20 protein-coding genes are annotated in these 17,532 nt (G+C 70.0%); 17 read left to right on the top strand and 3 right to left on the bottom strand.

Going from position 1 to position 17,532, the window contains the following annotated elements:
- Positions 1–40 precede the first annotated feature (40 nt).
- The 3 genes from ABZX12_RS34345 to ABZX12_RS34335 are packed head-to-tail and all read left to right on the top strand — an operon-like array spanning position 41 to position 2,339.
- On the top strand, positions 41–406 hold the full coding sequence (locus tag ABZX12_RS34345; RefSeq protein ID WP_355699598.1) for a hypothetical protein: 366 nt from the start codon (positions 41–43) through the stop codon (positions 404–406).
- Positions 403–837, top strand: coding sequence for a hypothetical protein (locus ABZX12_RS34340; RefSeq protein ID WP_355699597.1), 435 nt, complete (start codon positions 403–405; stop codon positions 835–837). The genes ABZX12_RS34345 and ABZX12_RS34340 overlap by 4 nt, the downstream gene beginning before the upstream one ends.
- Entirely contained in the window at positions 834–2,339 is a 1,506-nt protein-coding gene (locus tag ABZX12_RS34335; RefSeq protein WP_355699596.1) for a multicopper oxidase domain-containing protein, read from the top strand. The genes ABZX12_RS34340 and ABZX12_RS34335 overlap by 4 nt, the downstream gene beginning before the upstream one ends.
- Positions 2,340–2,350: 11 nt before the next feature.
- On the opposite strand, the gene ABZX12_RS34330 is transcribed toward ABZX12_RS34335, so the two are convergent.
- A complete protein-coding gene (locus tag ABZX12_RS34330; RefSeq protein WP_355699595.1) occupies positions 2,351–2,833 on the bottom strand; it encodes a Clp protease N-terminal domain-containing protein in 483 nt (160 codons plus the stop codon).
- The gene (locus tag ABZX12_RS34325) at positions 2,833–3,057 is read right to left on the bottom strand and encodes a hypothetical protein (protein WP_355699594.1); all 225 of its coding nucleotides are present in this window, start codon (positions 3,055–3,057) and stop codon (positions 2,833–2,835) included. The genes ABZX12_RS34330 and ABZX12_RS34325 overlap by 1 nt, the downstream gene beginning before the upstream one ends.
- A 124-nt stretch (positions 3,058–3,181) precedes the next feature.
- Here ABZX12_RS34325 and ABZX12_RS34320 point away from each other — a divergent pair, with 124 nt between their 5' ends.
- From ABZX12_RS34320 to ABZX12_RS34305, 4 genes are read left to right on the top strand one after another with little or no spacing between them, the layout of a single operon-like run.
- Entirely contained in the window at positions 3,182–3,508 is a 327-nt protein-coding gene (locus ABZX12_RS34320) for a metalloregulator ArsR/SmtB family transcription factor (RefSeq protein WP_355482873.1), read from the top strand.
- 2 nt (positions 3,509–3,510) lie between these two features.
- Positions 3,511–3,981, top strand: a complete 471-nt coding sequence (locus ABZX12_RS34315; RefSeq protein ID WP_355699593.1) for an SRPBCC domain-containing protein — start codon at positions 3,511–3,513, stop codon at positions 3,979–3,981.
- Between the two features lies 1 nt (position 3,982).
- Positions 3,983–4,582, top strand: a complete 600-nt coding sequence (locus ABZX12_RS34310; protein ID WP_355699592.1) for a dihydrofolate reductase family protein — start codon at positions 3,983–3,985, stop codon at positions 4,580–4,582.
- Positions 4,582–5,169 carry a dihydrofolate reductase family protein gene (locus ABZX12_RS34305; RefSeq protein WP_355699591.1) on the top strand — a complete coding sequence of 196 codons (588 nt, stop codon included), beginning with the start codon at positions 4,582–4,584 and terminating at the stop codon, positions 5,167–5,169. The genes ABZX12_RS34310 and ABZX12_RS34305 overlap by 1 nt, the downstream gene beginning before the upstream one ends.
- A gap of 5 nt (positions 5,170–5,174) precedes the next feature.
- On the opposite strand, the gene ABZX12_RS34300 is transcribed toward ABZX12_RS34305, so the two are convergent.
- On the bottom strand, positions 5,175–5,852 hold the full coding sequence (locus tag ABZX12_RS34300) for a peptidyl-tRNA hydrolase (protein ID WP_355699590.1): 678 nt from the start codon (positions 5,850–5,852) through the stop codon (positions 5,175–5,177).
- A gap of 33 nt (positions 5,853–5,885) precedes the next feature.
- Here ABZX12_RS34300 and ABZX12_RS34295 point away from each other — a divergent pair, with 33 nt between their 5' ends.
- The 10 genes from ABZX12_RS34295 (at position 5,886) to ABZX12_RS34250 (ending at position 17,507) form a co-directional block, all read left to right on the top strand.
- Entirely contained in the window at positions 5,886–6,677 is a 792-nt protein-coding gene (locus ABZX12_RS34295; RefSeq protein WP_355699589.1) for a thymidylate synthase, read from the top strand.
- The gene (locus tag ABZX12_RS34290) at positions 6,674–7,129 is read left to right on the top strand and encodes a dihydrofolate reductase (protein WP_355699588.1); all 456 of its coding nucleotides are present in this window, start codon (positions 6,674–6,676) and stop codon (positions 7,127–7,129) included. The genes ABZX12_RS34295 and ABZX12_RS34290 overlap by 4 nt, the downstream gene beginning before the upstream one ends.
- Before the next feature lie 190 nt (positions 7,130–7,319).
- Positions 7,320–8,594 (top strand): toxic anion resistance protein, encoded by a 1,275-nt coding sequence (locus ABZX12_RS34285; RefSeq protein ID WP_355699587.1) that lies wholly within the window; start codon positions 7,320–7,322, stop codon positions 8,592–8,594.
- A gap of 48 nt (positions 8,595–8,642) precedes the next feature.
- Positions 8,643–9,221, top strand: a complete 579-nt coding sequence (locus ABZX12_RS34280) for a hypothetical protein (protein WP_355699586.1) — start codon at positions 8,643–8,645, stop codon at positions 9,219–9,221.
- Complete coding sequence (locus ABZX12_RS34275; RefSeq protein ID WP_355699585.1) at positions 9,218–10,705, top strand: AAA family ATPase; 1,488 nt, start codon at positions 9,218–9,220, stop codon at positions 10,703–10,705. The genes ABZX12_RS34280 and ABZX12_RS34275 overlap by 4 nt, the downstream gene beginning before the upstream one ends.
- Positions 10,702–12,033, top strand: coding sequence for a hypothetical protein (locus tag ABZX12_RS34270; protein WP_355699584.1), 1,332 nt, complete (start codon positions 10,702–10,704; stop codon positions 12,031–12,033). Before ABZX12_RS34275 ends, ABZX12_RS34270 begins: the two co-directional genes overlap by 4 nt.
- Positions 12,030–13,001: a glutamate ABC transporter substrate-binding protein gene (locus ABZX12_RS34265; RefSeq protein WP_355699583.1), complete on the top strand. Its 972-nt coding sequence runs from the start codon at positions 12,030–12,032 to the stop codon at positions 12,999–13,001. The genes ABZX12_RS34270 and ABZX12_RS34265 overlap by 4 nt, the downstream gene beginning before the upstream one ends.
- Positions 13,002–13,072: 71 nt before the next feature.
- Entirely contained in the window at positions 13,073–14,113 is a 1,041-nt protein-coding gene (locus ABZX12_RS34260) for a hypothetical protein (protein ID WP_355699582.1), read from the top strand.
- Positions 14,110–16,455 (top strand): tetratricopeptide repeat protein, encoded by a 2,346-nt coding sequence (locus ABZX12_RS34255; RefSeq protein ID WP_355699581.1) that lies wholly within the window; start codon positions 14,110–14,112, stop codon positions 16,453–16,455. Before ABZX12_RS34260 ends, ABZX12_RS34255 begins: the two co-directional genes overlap by 4 nt.
- Positions 16,452–17,507, top strand: coding sequence for a PP2C family serine/threonine-protein phosphatase (locus ABZX12_RS34250; RefSeq protein ID WP_355699580.1), 1,056 nt, complete (start codon positions 16,452–16,454; stop codon positions 17,505–17,507). Before ABZX12_RS34255 ends, ABZX12_RS34250 begins: the two co-directional genes overlap by 4 nt.
- Positions 17,508–17,532 lie beyond the last annotated feature (25 nt).

Raw genomic sequence — 17,532 nt, 5'->3', positions numbered from 1 at the left:
GATTGCTCTACATGTAGCCAGGCTACTATTGTCTGTCTACATGAAGGTGTTGAACGCGCTTCGCGTGACGGCCGGGGTGCATGCGCTGGCGATCTGCCTGCAACCGGTGTTCGCGGGCGTGTACCTGAACGGCTCGCCGTCCGGCCTGCGCCTGCACGAACCGATCGGCCTGGCGCTGGCCTTCCTCGGGCTCGCGCAGTTGCTGCTGGCAACGATCTGGTGGCGGACGGGCGGCGACCGGATCGCGCCGGCGGTGAGTCTGCTGATCGGGGCCGGCGAGGTCGTCCAGATCGCGATGGGGTACAGCCGCCAACTGGCGATCCACGTCCCCCTGGGCATCGCGCTGGTCGTGGTCTCGGTCGCCTTCGCCCTCCGGGTCGGCAGGCGTCAGGCGGTCGCCGCATGATCACCCTCGAGCCCCAGCCGGCCATCAAGGTACGACGGCCGCGCGTCAGCCTGCAGGTGCTGCGCGTCACCCTGCTTCTGCACACCGTGCTCGTGATCGCGCAGCCGATCGCGGCCGGGTACTTCCTGGCCGGCAACGTCGACGCGATGACGAACGTGCACAGCGTGATCGGCGGCACCATCTGGATGATCGCGCTGCTCCAGACGGTCGCCGCCGTCTGCTACGCGATCGGCAGCGGCGGCCGGATCTGGCCGGCCCTGATGTCCGTGCTGCTGGTCGTCGCCGAGTTCGTCCAGCTCACCTTCGGCTACCTGCAGAACTTCGCCGTCCACGTCCCGCTCGGCACCGCGATCGTCGGCGCCGTCTGCTGGATGACCGCCTGGTCGTTCCGCCGCACCGCACGTCTGAGCCGCCAGGAGGCGAAACGATGAGGCTTTCCCGCCGAGGACTTCTGGCCGCCACCGGTGGCGCCGTGGTTCTCACCGCTTGCGGCCAGGAGGCCAAGCCCGCGCAGGCCGGCGAACTCCTGCGCAGCAAGGCAAAACTCCCCGCTCCGTTCCAGGTGCCGCTGCCGGTCCCACCGGTCAAGAAGCCGGCCCGGTCGGACGCGAAGGCCGACTACTACCGGGTCGTCCAGCGCAAGGCGAGCCTGGAGATCCTGCCCGGCCTCAAGACCGAGGTGATGGGGTACGACGGCCTGTTCCCCGGCCCCACCTTCGACGTACGAAGCGGACGGACCACCGTGGTCGAGCAGGTCAACGAGCTGGACGTGTCCACCGTGGTGCATCTGCACGGCGGCCACACGCCCGCGCCGAGCGACGGCTGGCCTCTCGACCTGATCATGCCCGCGAACGGGCAGCACGGCGGCCACCACATGTCCGGCGGCGACATGGCGATGGGCAAGCGCACCTACACGTACCCGAACACGCAGCGCGCCGCGACGCTCTGGTACCACGACCACACGATGGACTACACCGCACCGCAGGTGTATCGCGGCCTGTTCGGCCTGCACGTCATCCGCGACGACGAGGAGGAGAATCTTCCACTGCCGAGGGGCGATCGGGAGATCCCGCTGGTGATCGCGGACCGCGCGTTCGACGCCGACGGATCGTTCCTGTACCCGGCCGCAAAGGACGGCCCCGGCGTCGAGTCGGCGTACATGGAAGGTGTCGTCGCCGACGTCACGCTGGTGAACGGCGCGCCGTGGCCGGTGCACGAGGTGGACGCGGTCCGGTACCGCTTCCGCATTCTGAACGCGAGCAACGCCCGCCGGTACGAGCTCGCCGCCGACAAGGGCCCGGCGACGTTCGTGCAGATCGGCAGCGACGGCGGACTGCTCGACAGGCCGGTCGAGCACCAGACGCTGGTGATCGCGCCGGCCGAGCGGTTCGACGTGATCGTGGACTTCTCGCAGTACCAGCCGGGCGACGAGGTCACGGTCGTCAACAAGCTCGACAACGACGCGAACGTGCTGCGCTTCAAGATCGCGCGCAAGGCGCCGGACGACACGAGGATCCCGGCGACGCTCTCGTCGTACGCCAACGCTCCGCGGCCGAAGGGCGTCGTACGGCGCGAGTGGCGGTTCCGGCGCGGGAGCGCGGGTGACCACCGCGGCTGGACGATCAACGGGAAGGGTTTCGATCCGGCGGTGATGCAGGCGCAGGTGAAGCTGGACCAGGACGAGATCTGGTCGTTCGTCACCGATGTCCATCATCCGGTGCACGTCCACCTCGCCCCGTTCCAGGTCCTCAGCCGCGGCGGCGGCAAGATCTCGGCGTACGACCGCGGCTGGAAGGACACCGTCGACATCCGCCCGGCCGAGGTCGTCGAGGTGCTCGTCAGGTTCACGGCCCACAAGGGCAAGTACCTGATCCACTGCCACAACCTCGAACACGAGGACATGGCCATGATGGCGGCCTTCGAGACGGTCTAACCCGCGCCGGATCAGCGAGTGCCGGCGGCCAGCGCGGCGCCGGCGCGGGCGCGGAGGGCGGCGCGGTCGACGCCGGCCGCGGCGAAGGCGCGGGCCACGCGGCCGCGCTCGGCGTCGAGGATGCCGACCAGCATCCGCATCGGTCCCATGCCGCCGCCACCGATCTTCGGCGGTGCGTCCATCGCGCGCTTCAGCAGCAGCTTCGTGGACTCGCCGATCTGCGGATGCCGATCCGGATCCGGCGTTGCCTCGGGCAACGAACCGGTCCGGACGGCGATCCCGGCGACCGCCAGGCTCTGCTCCCACTCGCGGTTCAGCGCGTCGCGGATCGCGCCTTCGGTCAGCCCGGCCTCGGCGAGCAGCCGCGCGGCCGCGGTCTCGTCGAGGCGTGCGAGCGCGAGCAGGACATGCTCGGCCTCGATGGTGCGGGAGCCGTCGCGGCGCGCCTCGTCGCGCGCGGACCGGACCAGGATCGAACGAACGTCGGACGGCATCAGCGCCTCCTCAGGGCGACACCGGCGGCCACCAGCCGCCGGGCGTGTTTCTTGTGCACGGCCTGCCGGGTGACCCCCAGCACCTCGGCCACGTCGGACCAGCTCCAGCCGGCCCGCATCGCGCGCTCCACCTGGCTGTCCTCCAGCCGGTCGGCCAGCCGGCGCAGCGCCACCACCGCGGCCAGGCCGGCCGCAGGGTCCTCGGGATCCACCAACTCGGTCATCTAAGCAACCTAGGTTGACATCTCCAGGTTGTCAACCAAAGTTGCTCAAGTCGACGGGTTGACGGTCGCGTCGGCCTCTGTCTATATTCAACGCATCAGTTGATCAAGGAAATGGTTGATAAAGATGATGGTTGACGACGATCAGCTCGACCGGGCGTTCGCGGCGCTGGCGGACCCGGTGCGACGGGCGATGATCGCGCGGCTGTCGCGCGGACCGGCCACGGTGAACGAGCTGGCCGACCCGTTCCCGATCACCAAGCAGGCGGTGTCGCGGCACATCCAGGTGCTCGAGGCCGCCGGGCTGATCACCCGGACCCGGGACGGCCAGCGCCGCCCGTGCCACCTGGTGCCGGCCGCCCTCGAAGCACTGACGAGCTGGATCGACGAGTACCGGCTCGAGACCGAACGCCGCTTCCGCCGGATGGAAGCACTACTGGACAAGGAGCAGTAACCATGAACGGCACCACGATCAACACCCCGGCCGGCACCCCGTTCGTCGAGGTCACCCGCGAGTTCGCCGCCACGCCCGCGCAACTGTTCCGGGTGATGTCCGACCGCGACCTGGTCGCCCAGTGGCTCGGCCCGCGCAACCTGGAAGCGACCATCGAGGAGTACGACGTCCGCACCGGCGGCAAGTACCGCTACATCCACAAGGACGAGTCCGGTGAGTACGCCTTCCGCGGCGTCTTCCACACCGTCGAGCCGGACAGGCTCGTCATCCAGACGTTCGAGTGGGAGGGCGCGCCGGGCGAGGTGTGCATCGAGAAGATGACGCTGGAGCCGACCGAGAAGGGCGTCCGGCTGCACCAGCGGTCGGTGTTCCCGTCGGTCGAGGCCCGCGACCAGTCGATCGAGTACGGCATGGCCAACGGCATCGAGGACTCGATGGACCGCCTGGCCGAGCTGGTCGCGAAGGAGGGCTGACATGAGCCAGGTCGTCGTCGACATCTCGGTGTCGCTGGACGGCTACGTCACCGGGCCCAACGCCGGCGTCGGCAACGGGCTCGGCGACGGCGGCGAGGCCCTGCACGACTGGGTCTTCCACGGCACCGACGCGGACCGCGCCGTCCTCGACGCCGCCTTCGACGCGAGCGGAGCGGTCGTCCAGGGCCGGAACCTCTTCGACGTCATCGACGCCCCGGACGGGTGGAGCGACGAGATGGGGTACGGCGCGAAGCCGACCGGCGAGGTCAACCCGCCGGTCTTCGTCGTCACGCACACACCGCCGGCCAGTCCCCGGCTGGGCGACCGGTTCCGTTTCGTCGGCAGCCCGGCCGCGGCGGTCGCCCAGGGCAAGGAGGTTGCCGGCGGCAAGGACGTGTACGTGATGGGCGGCGGGCAGATCTGCCACGAGGTGCTCGCGGATGGGCTGGCCGACGTCCTGCGGTTGCACCTGGCACCCGTCGTGCTCGGTGGTGGGACCCGGCTGTTCCCGGCCGAGAGCGCACCGGCGTACGCGCTGGAGCTGATCGAGGCCGTGTCGACGCCGGCCGCGCAGCACCTCACGTACCGGGTGGTGAGGTGATGGGCAGCGTCATCGCTACGGCCGTCGTCTCGCTGGACGGCTTCGTCGCGGACACCGAGGACGCGGTCGGGCCGCTGTTCGACTGGTACGGCAACGGGCCGGTCGAGGTGTACGGGACCGACCCCGGACGGCCCTTCCACCTCAGCCGGGCGAGCGCGGACTACATCAACTCCACCTGGCCGAACGTACGGTCCTGCGTGATCGGGCGGCGGCTGTTCGACATCACCAACGGGTGGGACGGCGTGCCCTCGGTGGGTGACCACGTCTTCGTCGTCACCCACCAGCCGCCGGCCGGATGGCCGTTCCCCGACGCACCGTTCACGTTCGTCAACGGCATCGAGGAGGCGATCGCCCGCGCCAAGGAACACGCCGGCGACCACGACGTGGCGGTCACCGGCGGAAACCTCACCGGCCAGGCGCTGGCGGCCGGGCTCGTCGACGAGATCGCCTACAACGTCGCCCCGGTCGTCTTCGGCAGCGGCATCAAGTTCTTCGGCGACTACGTGGGCCCGCAAGTCCTGCTGGACAACCCTCGCGTGGTCCAGGGCGACCGCGTCACCCACCTGCACTACCGCGTCGTCCGGTAGAAGGGCTATCGCCGGAGCTGCGGGTGGTCGGCGATGACGGTGCGGGAACCGGGGGCGATCTCGGTGAAGCCGGCGTCCTGCACCACCGGGAGGTTGCCGGCGAGCAGCGTTCGCCAGTGCTCCGGAGTCGCCGTCCGAACGGCAAGCTCGAAGTCGGTTGCCGCCCACTCCTTCCGCGCCTGCGCCGGCAACGCCCACCAGGCGAGTTGGGCAGCATGACCGACCTGCGCCATCGCCTTCCCACTCGACATCTCCAGTGCCGGATTCACCCACAGCACCGGTACGCCGGGCCTGACCGGCGGAAGATCCGCGGTGTCCTCGAAGTCGGTGCCGGACACCTGGAGCTTGAACAGGTCGGGCGGTACGTCGTCCACACCCGACGGCGGAAACACCCGCACCTCGGCCGCCACAGCCGACTCCTCTGCGCCTGTGCCGTAGCCGTGCAGCGTGATCCCCGGCAGCGCCTCGGCCCGGCGCCACTCGGCGCCGCGGGCTCGCTTGGCGATCTTGCGGATGCGGTTGTCCTGCCAGGCGGCCATCGCGTCCGCCCACTCCCCCTCGCCGTACGACCGCTCGTCGGCCAGGATCGCGAGCACGGCCCGCGCCGCCGTCTCCAGCGCATCGGTCTGCGCCGGCCGGGCCTGTTTCTCGACGCGCACCACGAGCGTCAGCACCTGTTCCACGCCGCGAGTCTGCCAGGGCTGTAAGTTGGCGGCATGCAGCAGTACCTGGATCTGTTGAGGCACGTGCTGGACAACGGGACCGAGAAGGGGGACCGGACCGGGACGGGCACGTTGAGCGTGTTCGGGTACCAGTCGCGGTACGACCTGCGGGACGGCTTCCCGGCGGTGACCACGAAGAAGCTGCATCTGCGGTCGGTGATCGGGGAGCTGATCTGGTTCCTCAGCGGCTCGACGAACGTCAAGTGGCTGCACGAGAACAACATCTCGATCTGGGACGAGTGGGCCGACGGGAACGGTGAGCTCGGCCCGGTGTACGGCTACCAGTGGCGGTCCTGGCCGACGCCGGACGGACGGCACGTCGACCAGATCGCGAACGTGATCGCGTCGATCCGGAACAACCCGGACTCGCGCCGGCACATCGTGAACGCGTGGAACGTGGCCGACGTGGACGACATGGCGTTGCCGCCGTGTCACACCATGTTCCAGTTCTACGTCGCGGACGGCCGGCTGTCCTGCCAGCTGTACCAGCGGTCGGCCGACATCTTCCTGGGCGTGCCGTTCAACATCGCGTCGTACGCGCTGCTCACCCACATGGTCGCGCAGCAGACCGGTCTCGAGGCCGGCGACTTCGTGCACACGCTGGGCGACGCCCACCTGTACCTGAACCACCTGGACCAGGCCCGCCTGCAGCTCACCCGCGAGCCGCGGCCGCTGCCGACCCTCCAGCTGGCGAAGCGGGACTCGATCGACGGCTACGAGATCGCCGACGTCGAGCTGATCGGCTACGACCCGCACCCGGGGATCAAGGCCCCGATCGCCGTATGACCATCATCCTGATCGCCGCGGTCGGACGGAACGGTGTGATCGGCCGGGACAACGACCTGCCCTGGCGGATCCGGGAAGACCTGCAGCGGTTCAAGCAGCTCACCCTCGGTCACACCCTCGTCATGGGCCGCAAGACCTACGACTCGATCGGCCGCCCGCTCCCGGGCCGCCGTACCGTCGTCGTCACCCGCCGGCGCGACTGGTCCGCCGAGGGCGTCGAGGTGGCCCACTCCGTCGACGACGCCTTGAAGTACGACGGCACGCTGTACGTCGCCGGCGGCGGCGAGATCTACCGCCAAGCCCTCCCGCACGCCGACGCTCTCGAACTCACCGAGGTCGACCAGTCACCCGACGGCGACGTCACGTTCCCGGAGATTACTCAGGCCGACTGGACCGAGACCGCCCGCGAGACGCACGACGGCTTCTCCTTCGTCGGTTACCGCCGCAGCTAGGCTGGGGGTGGCGATCACACGCCGTGCCGAGTGCCGCGCAGTAGGCGTGTGATCACCACCCCCGGCCTCGCAACGAGTAGGCAACGGGCCGCCCGCGGGGACCTGGAACCGACTAGATTGGGCGCGCGTCACGGAGGAGAAAGCGCGCGGCGAGGGGACGCCTCGCGGAGGCCACCGGAGGGGAACGACGATGACCGAAGCAGACAACGCAGCAGGTGGAGGCGCCACGGGCGCGCAGCCCGCAGCGCAGGCGGCGATGCCGCTGCAGCCGCCGACCGCGACCGCGCCGGGGTTGATACTGACCGCCCCGCCGCCGTCACAGCCTGTTGCGGCCACTGCGGCGCCGAGCATGGCGCCGGCTGTCGACCCGGCCGCGTTGCCGGGGCTGGACAGCAAGGTGGACACGTTCCTGACCGCGTTGATGGCGGCCGAGCCGCGGTCGCCGGAGTTCGCGGCGAAGGCCACCGACGTACGCAGCATGGGCGACGTCGACATCCGCTCCGCCGCCGAGAGCTCGAACCGGCTGCTCCAGTCGCCGGTCCGGGCGCTGCAGGAGGGCGGGCTGTCGGAGGGCTCGACCGTCGGCAAGACCCTGCTCGAGCTTCGCCGTACGGTCGAGGAGCTGGACCCCAAGGAAGCCACTGGGGTCAAGAAGCTCCTCGGGATGATCCCGTTCGGGGACAAGCTCGAGGACTACTTCCGCAAGTACCAGACCGCGCAGAGTCACCTCGAGGGCATCCTGCATGCCCTGCGCAACGGCCAGGACGAGCTCGGCAAGGACAATGCCGCGCTGAACCTGGAGAAGCAGCAGCTGTGGGACGCGATGACCCGGCTGAACCAGTACGTGTACGTCGCCGAGCGCCTCGACGCGCGGCTGTCCGCGGCGATCGCGGAGCTGGAGGCGACCAATCCGGACAAGGCGAAGGCGTTCCGCGAGGACGTGCTGTTCTACGTCCGGCAGAAGCACCAGGACCTGCTCACCCAGCTCGCCGTGTCGATCCAGAACTACCTGGCGATCGACATCGTGATCAAGAACAACATCGAGCTGATCAAGGGCGTCGACCGGGCCTCCACGACCACCGTGTCGGCGCTGCGTACGGCGGTCATCGTCGCGCAGGCGCTCGGCAACCAGAAGCTCGTGCTCGACCAGATCACCGCGCTGAACACCACCACCAGCGGCATGATCGAGCGCACCTCGCAGATGCTGAAGGACAACTCGGTGGCGATCCAGCAGCAGGCCGCGTCGGCGACCATCGGGCTGCCGCAGCTGCAGGCCGCGTTCGCGAACATCTACGCGACCATGGACGCGATCGACACGTTCAAGGTGGAGGCCCTGGACAACATGGCCGCGACGATCGGCACGCTGGAGACCGAGGTGACCAAGTCGCGGTCGTACCTGGACCGGGTCGCCCAGCAGAACCAGCAGGTCGTGCACGGCAGCCTCGACCTCAACCTCGGTCGCTGAGTCACCGGAAAGCAACTGGAAAGCAACAGGAAGTAAGGGGGTACGGCGTTGGCTCTGGGTGACTTCTTCGCGCGGCTGACCGGTCGCAAGGAGGAGCCCGAGCCTGCGCCGGTTCCCAGGCCGCCGACGAACGACGACCTGCTGGCGGCGCTGGTCCGGGTCGAGCAGCTGGTCGCGGGCGGCGCCGTACCGGCCGTGGTGGCGTCCCGCGTCGCGCGGGTGGTGCGGGTGGTCCGGGAGACGATCCCGCGGCTCGGCAACCTCGGCGGCAGCGTGCAGGCGTACTCCGTGATGGCGACCGCGACGGACTACCTGCCGGAGGCGATCGGCGGGTACCTGCGGCTGCCGCGGCAGTGGGCCGACACCCGCCCGGTGGACCGCGGCAAGACGTCGCTGATGATCCTGATCGACCAGTTGGACCTCTTGGCCGCGACGATGGACAAGGTCTTCGACGCGGTGAACCGCGCCGACGCGGCGGCGCTGATCGCCCACGGCAGGTTCCTGCAGGAGAAGTTCGGCACCGGCTCCACCGGCGGCGGACTGGCGCTCGGACCGACCGAGTCGACCCCGCCACCCGATCCCGGGGCGGGACCGTTGGCACCACCACCTGGACGAGGAGGGTCATGAGCGGCGCGGGGGGACTTCAGGAGGCGCTGTCCGCGCTCCTCACCGTCGCGGGCCGGGCCGGTATCGCCGAAGACACCGCCCGCAGCGAGGCGCTGTCGCTCGCCGCGGCCCTGGCCGAGTCGGCGCCGGGGGCTCCTGCGGATTGGGGCAAGGCAGTCCCGGGCGGAACGACACAGGACTTCTTCGACGCCGCCGTTCGCGGCCGTCGCTGGCGGGGCGCCCCCACCGCCGTCCTCACCGAGCTGATCGCCAACGGTTCGTCCGAGAAGTCGGCGTACGCCGAAGCGCTCGCGGAGGTGGCCTCCGCGGCCTGCACGTTGGGCGAACCGACGATGCGGGTCGTAGGCAATGCGTCGGTCGCGGCTGCTGCACAACTGCAGGCGGCGGGCGTGCGGCCGCTGCAGGTCGGACATGGTCCCGTGCAGCCGACCGCGGACGCACCTGCTGCCGCAGCCGGCACAACCGAGGCCGCTGCGACGGCTACGACGGCAGCGGAGGAAGTTGCTCCGGTGAAGACAGTCGAGGAGCTGCTGGCGGAGCTGGACGAGCTGACCGGGCTGGCGCGGGTCAAGCAGGAGGTGCACCGGCAGGTCGCCGTACTGCGGGTCGAGAAGCTGCGGACCGAGGCGGGACTGAAGAGTCCGACGATCACGCGGCACCTGGTCTTCGTCGGCAATCCGGGGACCGGAAAGACGACGGTCGCGCGGCTGGTGAGCGGGATCTACAAGGCGCTCGGCCTGCTGTCGAAGGGCCAGCTGGTCGAGGTCGACCGGTCCGAGCTCGTCGCCGGATATCTCGGGCAGACCGCGACGAAGACGGCCGACGTGGTCGCCTCCGCCGCGGGCGGCGTGCTGTTCATCGACGAGGCGTACAGCCTGACCGCCGGTGACCTGGGCGCCGACCAGTACGGGCGGGAAGCCGTCGACACGCTCGTGAAGGAGATGGAGGACCGGCGCGACGACCTGGTCGTGATCGTTGCCGGGTACCCCGAACCGATGGAAGTGTTCATCGCCGCGAACCCCGGGCTGGCGAGCCGGTTCCGGACCACCATCGAGTTCGAGAACTACAGCGACGACGAGCTCACCGACATCCTCACCGGGCTCGCCGAGGCCGCCGACTACGAGCTGGTACCGGAGGCGGTGGAGGCGTTCCACGAGATCCTCGCGGTCACCCCACGCGACAGCTCCTTCGGCAACGGGCGGTTCGCCCGCAACGTCCTGGAAGCCGCGATCGGCCGCCAGGCCTGGCGCCTCCGGGACGTCAAGGCACCGACCAGGGACGAACTGCGTCAGATCATCGCCGCCGACCTGACCGACGAAGCAGAACAGTCAGAACAGTCAGGACAGCCGGCACCGGCAGACGAGCCGCAGCAGGGCGGGCCGGCGCACAGTGAGGCTGCGCAAGGTGAGACTGCGGAGGCCGGACCGAGTACGCCGGCTGACGGCTTGCAGACGGAGCAGAGCGAACGAGGAGAACAGGCGTGACCCAGACGCAGAGTGCGCCGCCCCCGAGTGTGGCGGCGGCCCCGCCGCAGGGTGCGGCCGGGCAGGCGCCGAACGCCCGGAGCGCCGGTCCACGCGGCGCGGTCGCGCAGTGGTTCGAAGGTACGCCGGGCCGGATGCGCGCGTTCCTGATCCTCGCCGCCGCGATGAGCGTGGTGTTCGGGCTCGCCGCCGCGCAGGGCTTCAGCCAGGCCGACGGCTCCCTCGAACGCGCGCAGGCGAACACCGCCCAGCTCGTCCGCATCCAGGCGATCCACACCAACCTGGTCAGTGCGAACGCCGACGCGACCAACGCGTTCCTGGTCGGCGGTCTCGAGCCGCCCGAACAGCGGGCGCACTTCGTCAACTCGATGGCCGCGGCCGCCGGGCTGATCGCCGACGCCGCGAGCGCACAGCCCGCGGACCGCGAAGTCCTCGGCGCGCTGAACAAGACCCTCGTCACGTACCAAGGCCTGATCGAGCAGGCCCGCGCGAACAACCGCCAGGGTCTCCCGATCGGCTCGCAGTACCTGAAGGACGCGAACTCGGTCCTGCAGAACGACTCCCTGCCGCTGGTGAAGGCGCTGGTCCAGGCGAACGAGCAGCGCGTCGACACCGAGTTCGACGGCATCGGCAAGGGCACCATCTGGATCCTCGTCGGCGGTCTCCTCAGCCTGGTGGTCTTCGTGATCACCCTGCGCTGGCTGGCCCGCCGTACGCACCGCTACCTCAACCTCCCCATCGCGGCCGGCGCCGCCCTCGTACTGCTGACCACGATCATCGGCGGCGTCTCGCTCGCGAGCGCCTCCGGTGTCGCGAAGGACACCCGCAGCTCCGAGTACGAGCGGACGCTCGCGCTGTCCCGCGCCCGGATCGCCGCGTACGACGCCCGCTCCAACGAAAGCCTCACGCTGATCGCCCGCGGCTCCGGCGACGCCTTCGACAAGGCGTACACCGCGGCCGCCGCCGAGGTCGACAACCAACTGGGCAAGTCGTCCGGCACCACCGACGGACTCCAGGACGCCTGGGGCGAGTACAAGCGGGTGCACGGCGAGGTCCGCAAGGCCGACACCGGCGGCAACTGGGACGGCGCCGTCGCGATGGCCGTCGGCGACCCCAAGGCCGGCGACAACAACTCGGCCAACGCGTTCGGCGAGTTCGACACCGCGTCGTCACAGCAACTGACGGCAAGCAGCGACGCCGTCGCCGGCGACCTGACCGACGCCCGCGACGGCCTGCCTCCCATCGGGTGGCTCGGGATACCGATCGGTATCGTCGCCGCCCTGCTGGTCGCCTGGGGCATGTCGCAGCGCCTGGAGGAGTACCGATGAAGAAACTGATCCCGATCGCCCTCACCACCGCCCTACTCCTCACCGCCTGCAGCACCGGCGACTACGCCGCCACCCAGATCCCCACCAAGCCGTCACCGTCGGCAGCCGCACCGCCGAAGGCAACCGAGCCCAAGGCCTGCACGGACGGGAAGGACCCGCTGGCCTCGTACCAGCCGCCGGCCACGTTGCCGAAACCCGAAGAGCCGGTGACGGGGTACCTGAAGACGATCAGAGACCGCAAACGGTTGATCGCCGGTGTCTCGGCCGACAGCCTGCACCTCGGTGCGCGGAACCCGATCACGGGCCAGATCGAGGGCTTCGACATCGACATGGTCAAGGCCGTCGCCACCGCGATCTTCGGTACCTGGGAAGGCCATCTCGAGCTCCGGGTGATCTCCAGCCCGCAGCGCATCCCGTCCCTGCAGAACGGCTCCGTCGACATCGTCGCGCGCAACATGACGATCAACTGTGAGCGGTGGGACCAGATCGCCTTCTCGGCCGAGTACTACCGCTCCGGCCAGAAGACGCTGGTGCCACTGGACGCCAAGGAAACCAGCGTCAAGCAGCTGTCCGGCAAGACGATTTGTGCTCCCGCGGGATCGACCAGCCTGACGAATCTGATCAAGGAGAACCCGGCGGTCAAGCCGATCACCGCGGATACCGACACCGGCTGCCTGGTGCTCTTCCAGCAGGGCAAGGCGTACGGGATCTCCGGTGACGACACCGTACTGGCCGGCGACGCCGCGCAGGATCCGTACGCGAAGGTGCTCACCACCGAGAGATTCAGCGAGGAGCCGTACGGGCTCGGTATCAAGAAGGGAAACGTGGACTTCGTCAAGTTCGTGAACGGCGTGCTCGCGCAGATGAAGTCCAGCGGGGCCTGGATGGACTCCTACAACGCATGGCTGATGCCAGACCTGGGAAAGCTCACCACCCCGCCACCTGCCGTCTACGGCCGGACGCAATGACCGTTCGTGCGCCGATCGTCTCAGCGCCCGTTCCGCCGGGGCGGATGGGGAGCAGTGTTCCGGCTTCGGAGTTGCTTTCCTACTTGGGCCTGCTCGGGGAGTGGCGGGATCGGCGGAAGGCTGAGCTGGACGAGCTGGATCAGGCTGCTCTCCACTCGGACGAGGCTGATGCGCTGAGTGCGGATGTCGTGCTCAGCATGACGGTCTGGAAGGCGGTCTCGGATCGGTACGAGTTGATTCTGGTGACCTGGGACTCGGGGCGGGTCGGGCAGCAGGAGACCGAGCAGATCTCGGCGCTGATCTGGGGCGGACTGGATGCCGGCGGTGCGGGCGGGTCGCTCGCGGTTTCGTTGCCTGAGGCCTGCAAGCTGTCGGACGCGCTGGCGGCGACGCTGCGCGCCAAGCTCGCGCTCGAGCCCGGCGATGCCGATCTGGCGGCCCGGCTGCGGCAGCTGCGTGCCCAGGTCGAGCGGATCAGCGACCTCGTCAAGCAGGAGCCGGCGAACACCCGCAACGACGCGCTCGCGAAGCACCACGACCTGGACCGGCGGCTCACGGATCTTGCCGACCGCAACAAGCGCGGCGCGGACATCGGCGGGCTGATCGGCCCGTTCGAGCTGGACGCCGCGAAGGTCGAACGCGACCTGATCGTCGGCGCCGCGACCCGCAAGGAGCGCGCCGCCGACGTCGCGCGGGCCCGCACGCTCCGCGGTGAGCTGGAGGCGCAGGGTACGGCGGTCCGCGCGCTCGCGGACAAGGCGGTCGCGACGGTCAGTCCCGCCCCGCGGCTCGCCGTACCCGATGTGACCGCGCTCGGATCGGTGCCGAACACCCCGGCCGAGCTGGAGAAGTACCTGACCCGGCTGGACGCCGTCCGGCGGGCGCTCGGCCAGGCGCAGGCGGCGTACGGCGGCGCGCTGCAGCGCCGCGACGAGCTGGCCCAACTGCTGGACGCGTATCAGGTGAAGGCGGCAAGTGTTGCTCCGGGCAACGAAGATCTCGGCGAGCTGTACCGGCGCGGCCGAGCGGCGATCGAGAACGAGCCGGTCGACCTGCCTCGCCTCGCTGCACTGGTAGCGGCCTACCAGGCCTACCTGGAAGGAACGAAATGACGACCTGCACCCAGCCGGGCTGCACCGGCTCCATCGTGGACGGGTACTGCGACGTCTGCGGCTCCCCCGCCGCGCCGAGCAAGGCAGCGAGCGCACCCGCCGCGGCCCCCGCGACCGGCAAGTGCACCGAGCCCGGCTGCACCGGCACCTACGTCGACGGCTACTGCGACGTGTGCGGCTCGCCCGCGCCGGACGGCGGTACGGCGGCCGCCCCGGATCCGATCAGCACGGTGTCGACCGTCTCGCGCGCTTCCAACCGCCTGGCCTCGACGCCGCTCGGCTCGGCGCGCGCGGCGCAGGCCGGTTCCAAGCTGACCCGCAAGCTCGGTACGTCGTCCACCCGGCTGCGTGGCGCGCGGCTCGGCGCCGGACTGACGCACGTCCCGTCGATCCCGGCGATCGACGCGAGCAAGGCGATCCTGGCCAACCCGATGGTGCCGGAGGACCGTCGGAACTGCCCGAACTGCGGCAACCCGGTCGGCCGCTCCCGCAACGGGCAGCCGGGCCGCACCGAGGGCTTCTGCCCGAAGTGCCGCAACCGGTTCTCGTTCTCGCCGAAGCTGCAGCCGGGCGAGCTGGTCAACGACCAGTACGAGGTGGCCGGCTGTCTGGCGCACGGCGGTTTCGGCTGGATCTACCTCGCCCGGGACAAGAACGTCTCGGACCGCTGGGTCGTGCTCAAGGGCCTGCTGAACTCCGAGGACCCGGACGCGGTGGCGGCGGCGATCGCCGAGCAGACGTTCCTGGCCCGGGTCGAGCACCCGCTGATCGTCGAGATCTACAACTTCGTCACCCACGACGGCGCCGGCTACATCGTGATGGAGTACGTCGGCGGCACCTCGCTGAAGACCCTGCTCAAGCAGCGCATGGCCGCCAACAACGGCCAGTACGACGCGCTGCCGATCGACCAGGCGATCGCGTACCTGCTGGAGATCCTGCCGGCGTTCTCGTACCTGCACGACCTCGGCCTGGTGTACTGCGACTTCAAGCCGGACAACATCATCCAGGTCGGTGACGCGGTCAAGCTGATCGACCTCGGCGGTGTCCGCCGGATCGACGACCTGGACTCGGCGATCTACGGCACGGTTGGCTTCCAGGCGCCCGAGGTGGCCGAGGTCGGCCCGTCGATCGCCTCCGACATCTACACGCTCGGCCGGACGCTGTGCGTGCTGGCGATGGAGTTCCGCGGCTACCAGAGCCGGTACGTCGACTCGCTGCCGCCGGTCAGCGACGTACCGCTGTTCCAGAAGTACGACTCGGTGTACCGCCTGCTGGCCAAGGCGTGCGCGAAGGACCCGGCGGACCGCTTCCAGTCCGCGGACGAGTTCCGCGTGCAACTGCTCGGCGTACTGCGTGAGGTGGTGGCTGACAAGCAGGGCGTCAAGGCCGCGCAGCACTCGGCCTCGTCACTGCTGTTCGGTACGCCGGGCGACAAGTCGGTCGGGCTGGGCGACGCGGCGCTGCCCTGGCAGCAGCTGCCGTCGCTGGCGCCGGACGACAGCGACAAGATGGCCGGCTGGCTGAAGACGGTCAGTGTGCCGGACTCGGCCAAGCGGCTCGAGTTGCTCATCGACGCGCCGGAGCAGTCGCCGCAGACGCTGCTGGAGATCGCAGAGGCGGCCCTGGAGACCGGGCCGGACCGCTACGACATGGTCGACACCGCGGTGACCGACCTGCTCAACGCCGACCCCTGGGAGTGGCGAGCGGTCTGGATGGCCGGCCTGGTTGCGCTGGCTCGTGGTGACTCTGCCGGTGCGCAGTCCGCGTTCAACGCCGTGTACGGCCAGGTGCCGGGTGAGCTGGCGCCGAAGCTCGCCCTGGCGATCGCCTGTGAGCACAGCGGTGAGTTCGACGTTGCCGAGGGCCTCTACCTCACGTGTGCGCGCACCGACGCCAACTACATCGCTCCTTCGGCGTTCGGTCTGACCGACATCCGGACCTCGCGCGGCGACGTGGACGGCGCGCTCGACGCGCTCGACCTGGTGCCCCGCACCAGCGGCGCGTACGTGCGGGCTCGTCGCCAGCGAGCCGGTCTGCTGGCAGGATCGGGGCGTGGCCTTCCCGCGCTCGCCCAGGCGATGGACAGCATCGCGACGCTGACCATCGACCCGGTCGACCGGGCCAACCTGGCCGCGGACGTGTTCCGGACGGCGCTGACCGAGGTCCAGCAGTCCGGTCCACAGGAAGCGCTCCGGATCGACGGCCGCGCGGCGACCGAGTCCTCCCTGCGGGACGGCCTCGAGGCGACGTACCGGTTTCTGGCCGACCAGGCCCCGACCCGGACGGAACGGATCGTCCTGGTCGACTGGGCGAACGAGGTTCGAGGATGGACGTTGCGATGACGAGTTCGACCGACACGGTCTGCCCCAACTGCGGCGGGCCGGTGGCCGAGGCCGACCTGTTCTGCGAAGCCTGCGGCACCGAGCTGAAGCCTGGGACCGCTGCTCCGACCTCCCCGGCGCTGGACACCGACACCGAGCCGACGGTGGAGATCACCGCAGCCGTTGTGGAGGCGGTGGGTCCTTGCAGGTCGTGCGGCGGCACCATCGGCGCGGACGGCTACTGCGAGACGTGCGGCACCAAGGCCGCCAAGCCGCGGGACCACTTCGAGGAGCAGCCCGCTCCGTGGGTGGCCGGCGTGTGCGACCGCGGTATCCGGCACAGCCGCAACGAGGACGCGATGGCCATCGCGGCGGATGCCGAGCCGGGCAGCCGGGCGCTGCTGGTGGTCTGCGACGGCGTCAGCTCGTCGCTCGACTCCGATGTCGCCTCGCTCGCGGCCGCCCGGGCTGCGCGCGACGTGCTGGAGGCCGGACACGCGCAGGGCCTCGGCACCGAGACCTCCCGGGCCGGCGCGGTGGCGGCCCGGCTGAAGGCGGCGGCCGACGCGGCAAGTGACGCCGTACTCGACAGCACCAGTCCGGACAGCCCGAACCCGGCGTCCTGCACGTTCGTGGCCGCCGTCCTGGAGAACGGGCTGCTCGTGGCGGGCAACGTCGGCGACAGCCGGGCGTACTGGTTCCCGGACACGGCCGAGCCGATCGCGCTGACCGTGGACGACTCCTGGGCGGCCGAGCTGATCGCCACCGGGGTGTCGCGCGAGGAGGCCGAGTCCGGCCCGCACGCGCACGCGATCACCCGCTGGCTGGGCAAGGACGCGCCGGACCACACGCCGCGGACCACGACCCTGCACGTGACCGGGCCGGGCTGGCTGCTGGTGTGCTCGGACGGCCTGTGGAACTACTGTTCCGAGGCGGCACCGCTGGCCGACCTCGTACGTCAGACAGCTGCGGACCACGGAGGCGAGCCGAAGGCCACCGCGTCCGCCCTGGTTGACTGGGCCAACGCCCAGGGCGGCCAGGACAACATCACCGTCGCGCTCGCGCGTCTCTGACCGGCGCGGACCTAAGGAGAGGACC

It is taken from the genome of Kribbella sp. NPDC003505, assembly GCF_040610875.1.
In the GTDB taxonomy this organism is placed as follows: Bacteria; Actinomycetota; Actinomycetes; order Propionibacteriales; family Kribbellaceae; genus Kribbella.
Note: the sequence above shows the minus strand (reverse complement) of the source record. Positions and strands in the feature narration are given on the sequence as shown.

Bases quoted from the DNA above. Each gene is read 5' to 3' on its own strand.
- ABZX12_RS34345 (WP_355699598.1), top strand. From the start codon at position 41: ATGAAGGTGTTGAACGCGCTTCGCGTGACGGCCGGGGTGCATGCGCTG.
- ABZX12_RS34340 (WP_355699597.1), top strand. From the start codon at position 403: ATGATCACCCTCGAGCCCCAGCCGGCCATCAAGGTACGACGGCCGCGC.
- ABZX12_RS34335 (WP_355699596.1), top strand. From the start codon at position 834: ATGAGGCTTTCCCGCCGAGGACTTCTGGCCGCCACCGGTGGCGCCGTG.
- ABZX12_RS34330 (WP_355699595.1), bottom strand. From the start codon at position 2,833: ATGCCGTCCGACGTTCGTTCGATCCTGGTCCGGTCCGCGCGCGACGAG.
- ABZX12_RS34325 (WP_355699594.1), bottom strand. From the start codon at position 3,057: ATGACCGAGTTGGTGGATCCCGAGGACCCTGCGGCCGGCCTGGCCGCG.
- ABZX12_RS34320 (WP_355482873.1), top strand. From the start codon at position 3,182: ATGATGGTTGACGACGATCAGCTCGACCGGGCGTTCGCGGCGCTGGCG.
- ABZX12_RS34315 (WP_355699593.1), top strand. From the start codon at position 3,511: ATGAACGGCACCACGATCAACACCCCGGCCGGCACCCCGTTCGTCGAG.
- ABZX12_RS34310 (WP_355699592.1), top strand. From the start codon at position 3,983: ATGAGCCAGGTCGTCGTCGACATCTCGGTGTCGCTGGACGGCTACGTC.
- ABZX12_RS34305 (WP_355699591.1), top strand. From the start codon at position 4,582: ATGGGCAGCGTCATCGCTACGGCCGTCGTCTCGCTGGACGGCTTCGTC.
- ABZX12_RS34295 (WP_355699589.1), top strand. From the start codon at position 5,886: ATGCAGCAGTACCTGGATCTGTTGAGGCACGTGCTGGACAACGGGACC.
- ABZX12_RS34290 (WP_355699588.1), top strand. From the start codon at position 6,674: ATGACCATCATCCTGATCGCCGCGGTCGGACGGAACGGTGTGATCGGC.
- ABZX12_RS34285 (WP_355699587.1), top strand. From the start codon at position 7,320: ATGACCGAAGCAGACAACGCAGCAGGTGGAGGCGCCACGGGCGCGCAG.
- ABZX12_RS34275 (WP_355699585.1), top strand. From the start codon at position 9,218: ATGAGCGGCGCGGGGGGACTTCAGGAGGCGCTGTCCGCGCTCCTCACC.
- ABZX12_RS34265 (WP_355699583.1), top strand. From the start codon at position 12,030: ATGAAGAAACTGATCCCGATCGCCCTCACCACCGCCCTACTCCTCACC.
- ABZX12_RS34255 (WP_355699581.1), top strand. From the start codon at position 14,110: ATGACGACCTGCACCCAGCCGGGCTGCACCGGCTCCATCGTGGACGGG.
- ABZX12_RS34250 (WP_355699580.1), top strand. From the start codon at position 16,452: ATGACGAGTTCGACCGACACGGTCTGCCCCAACTGCGGCGGGCCGGTG.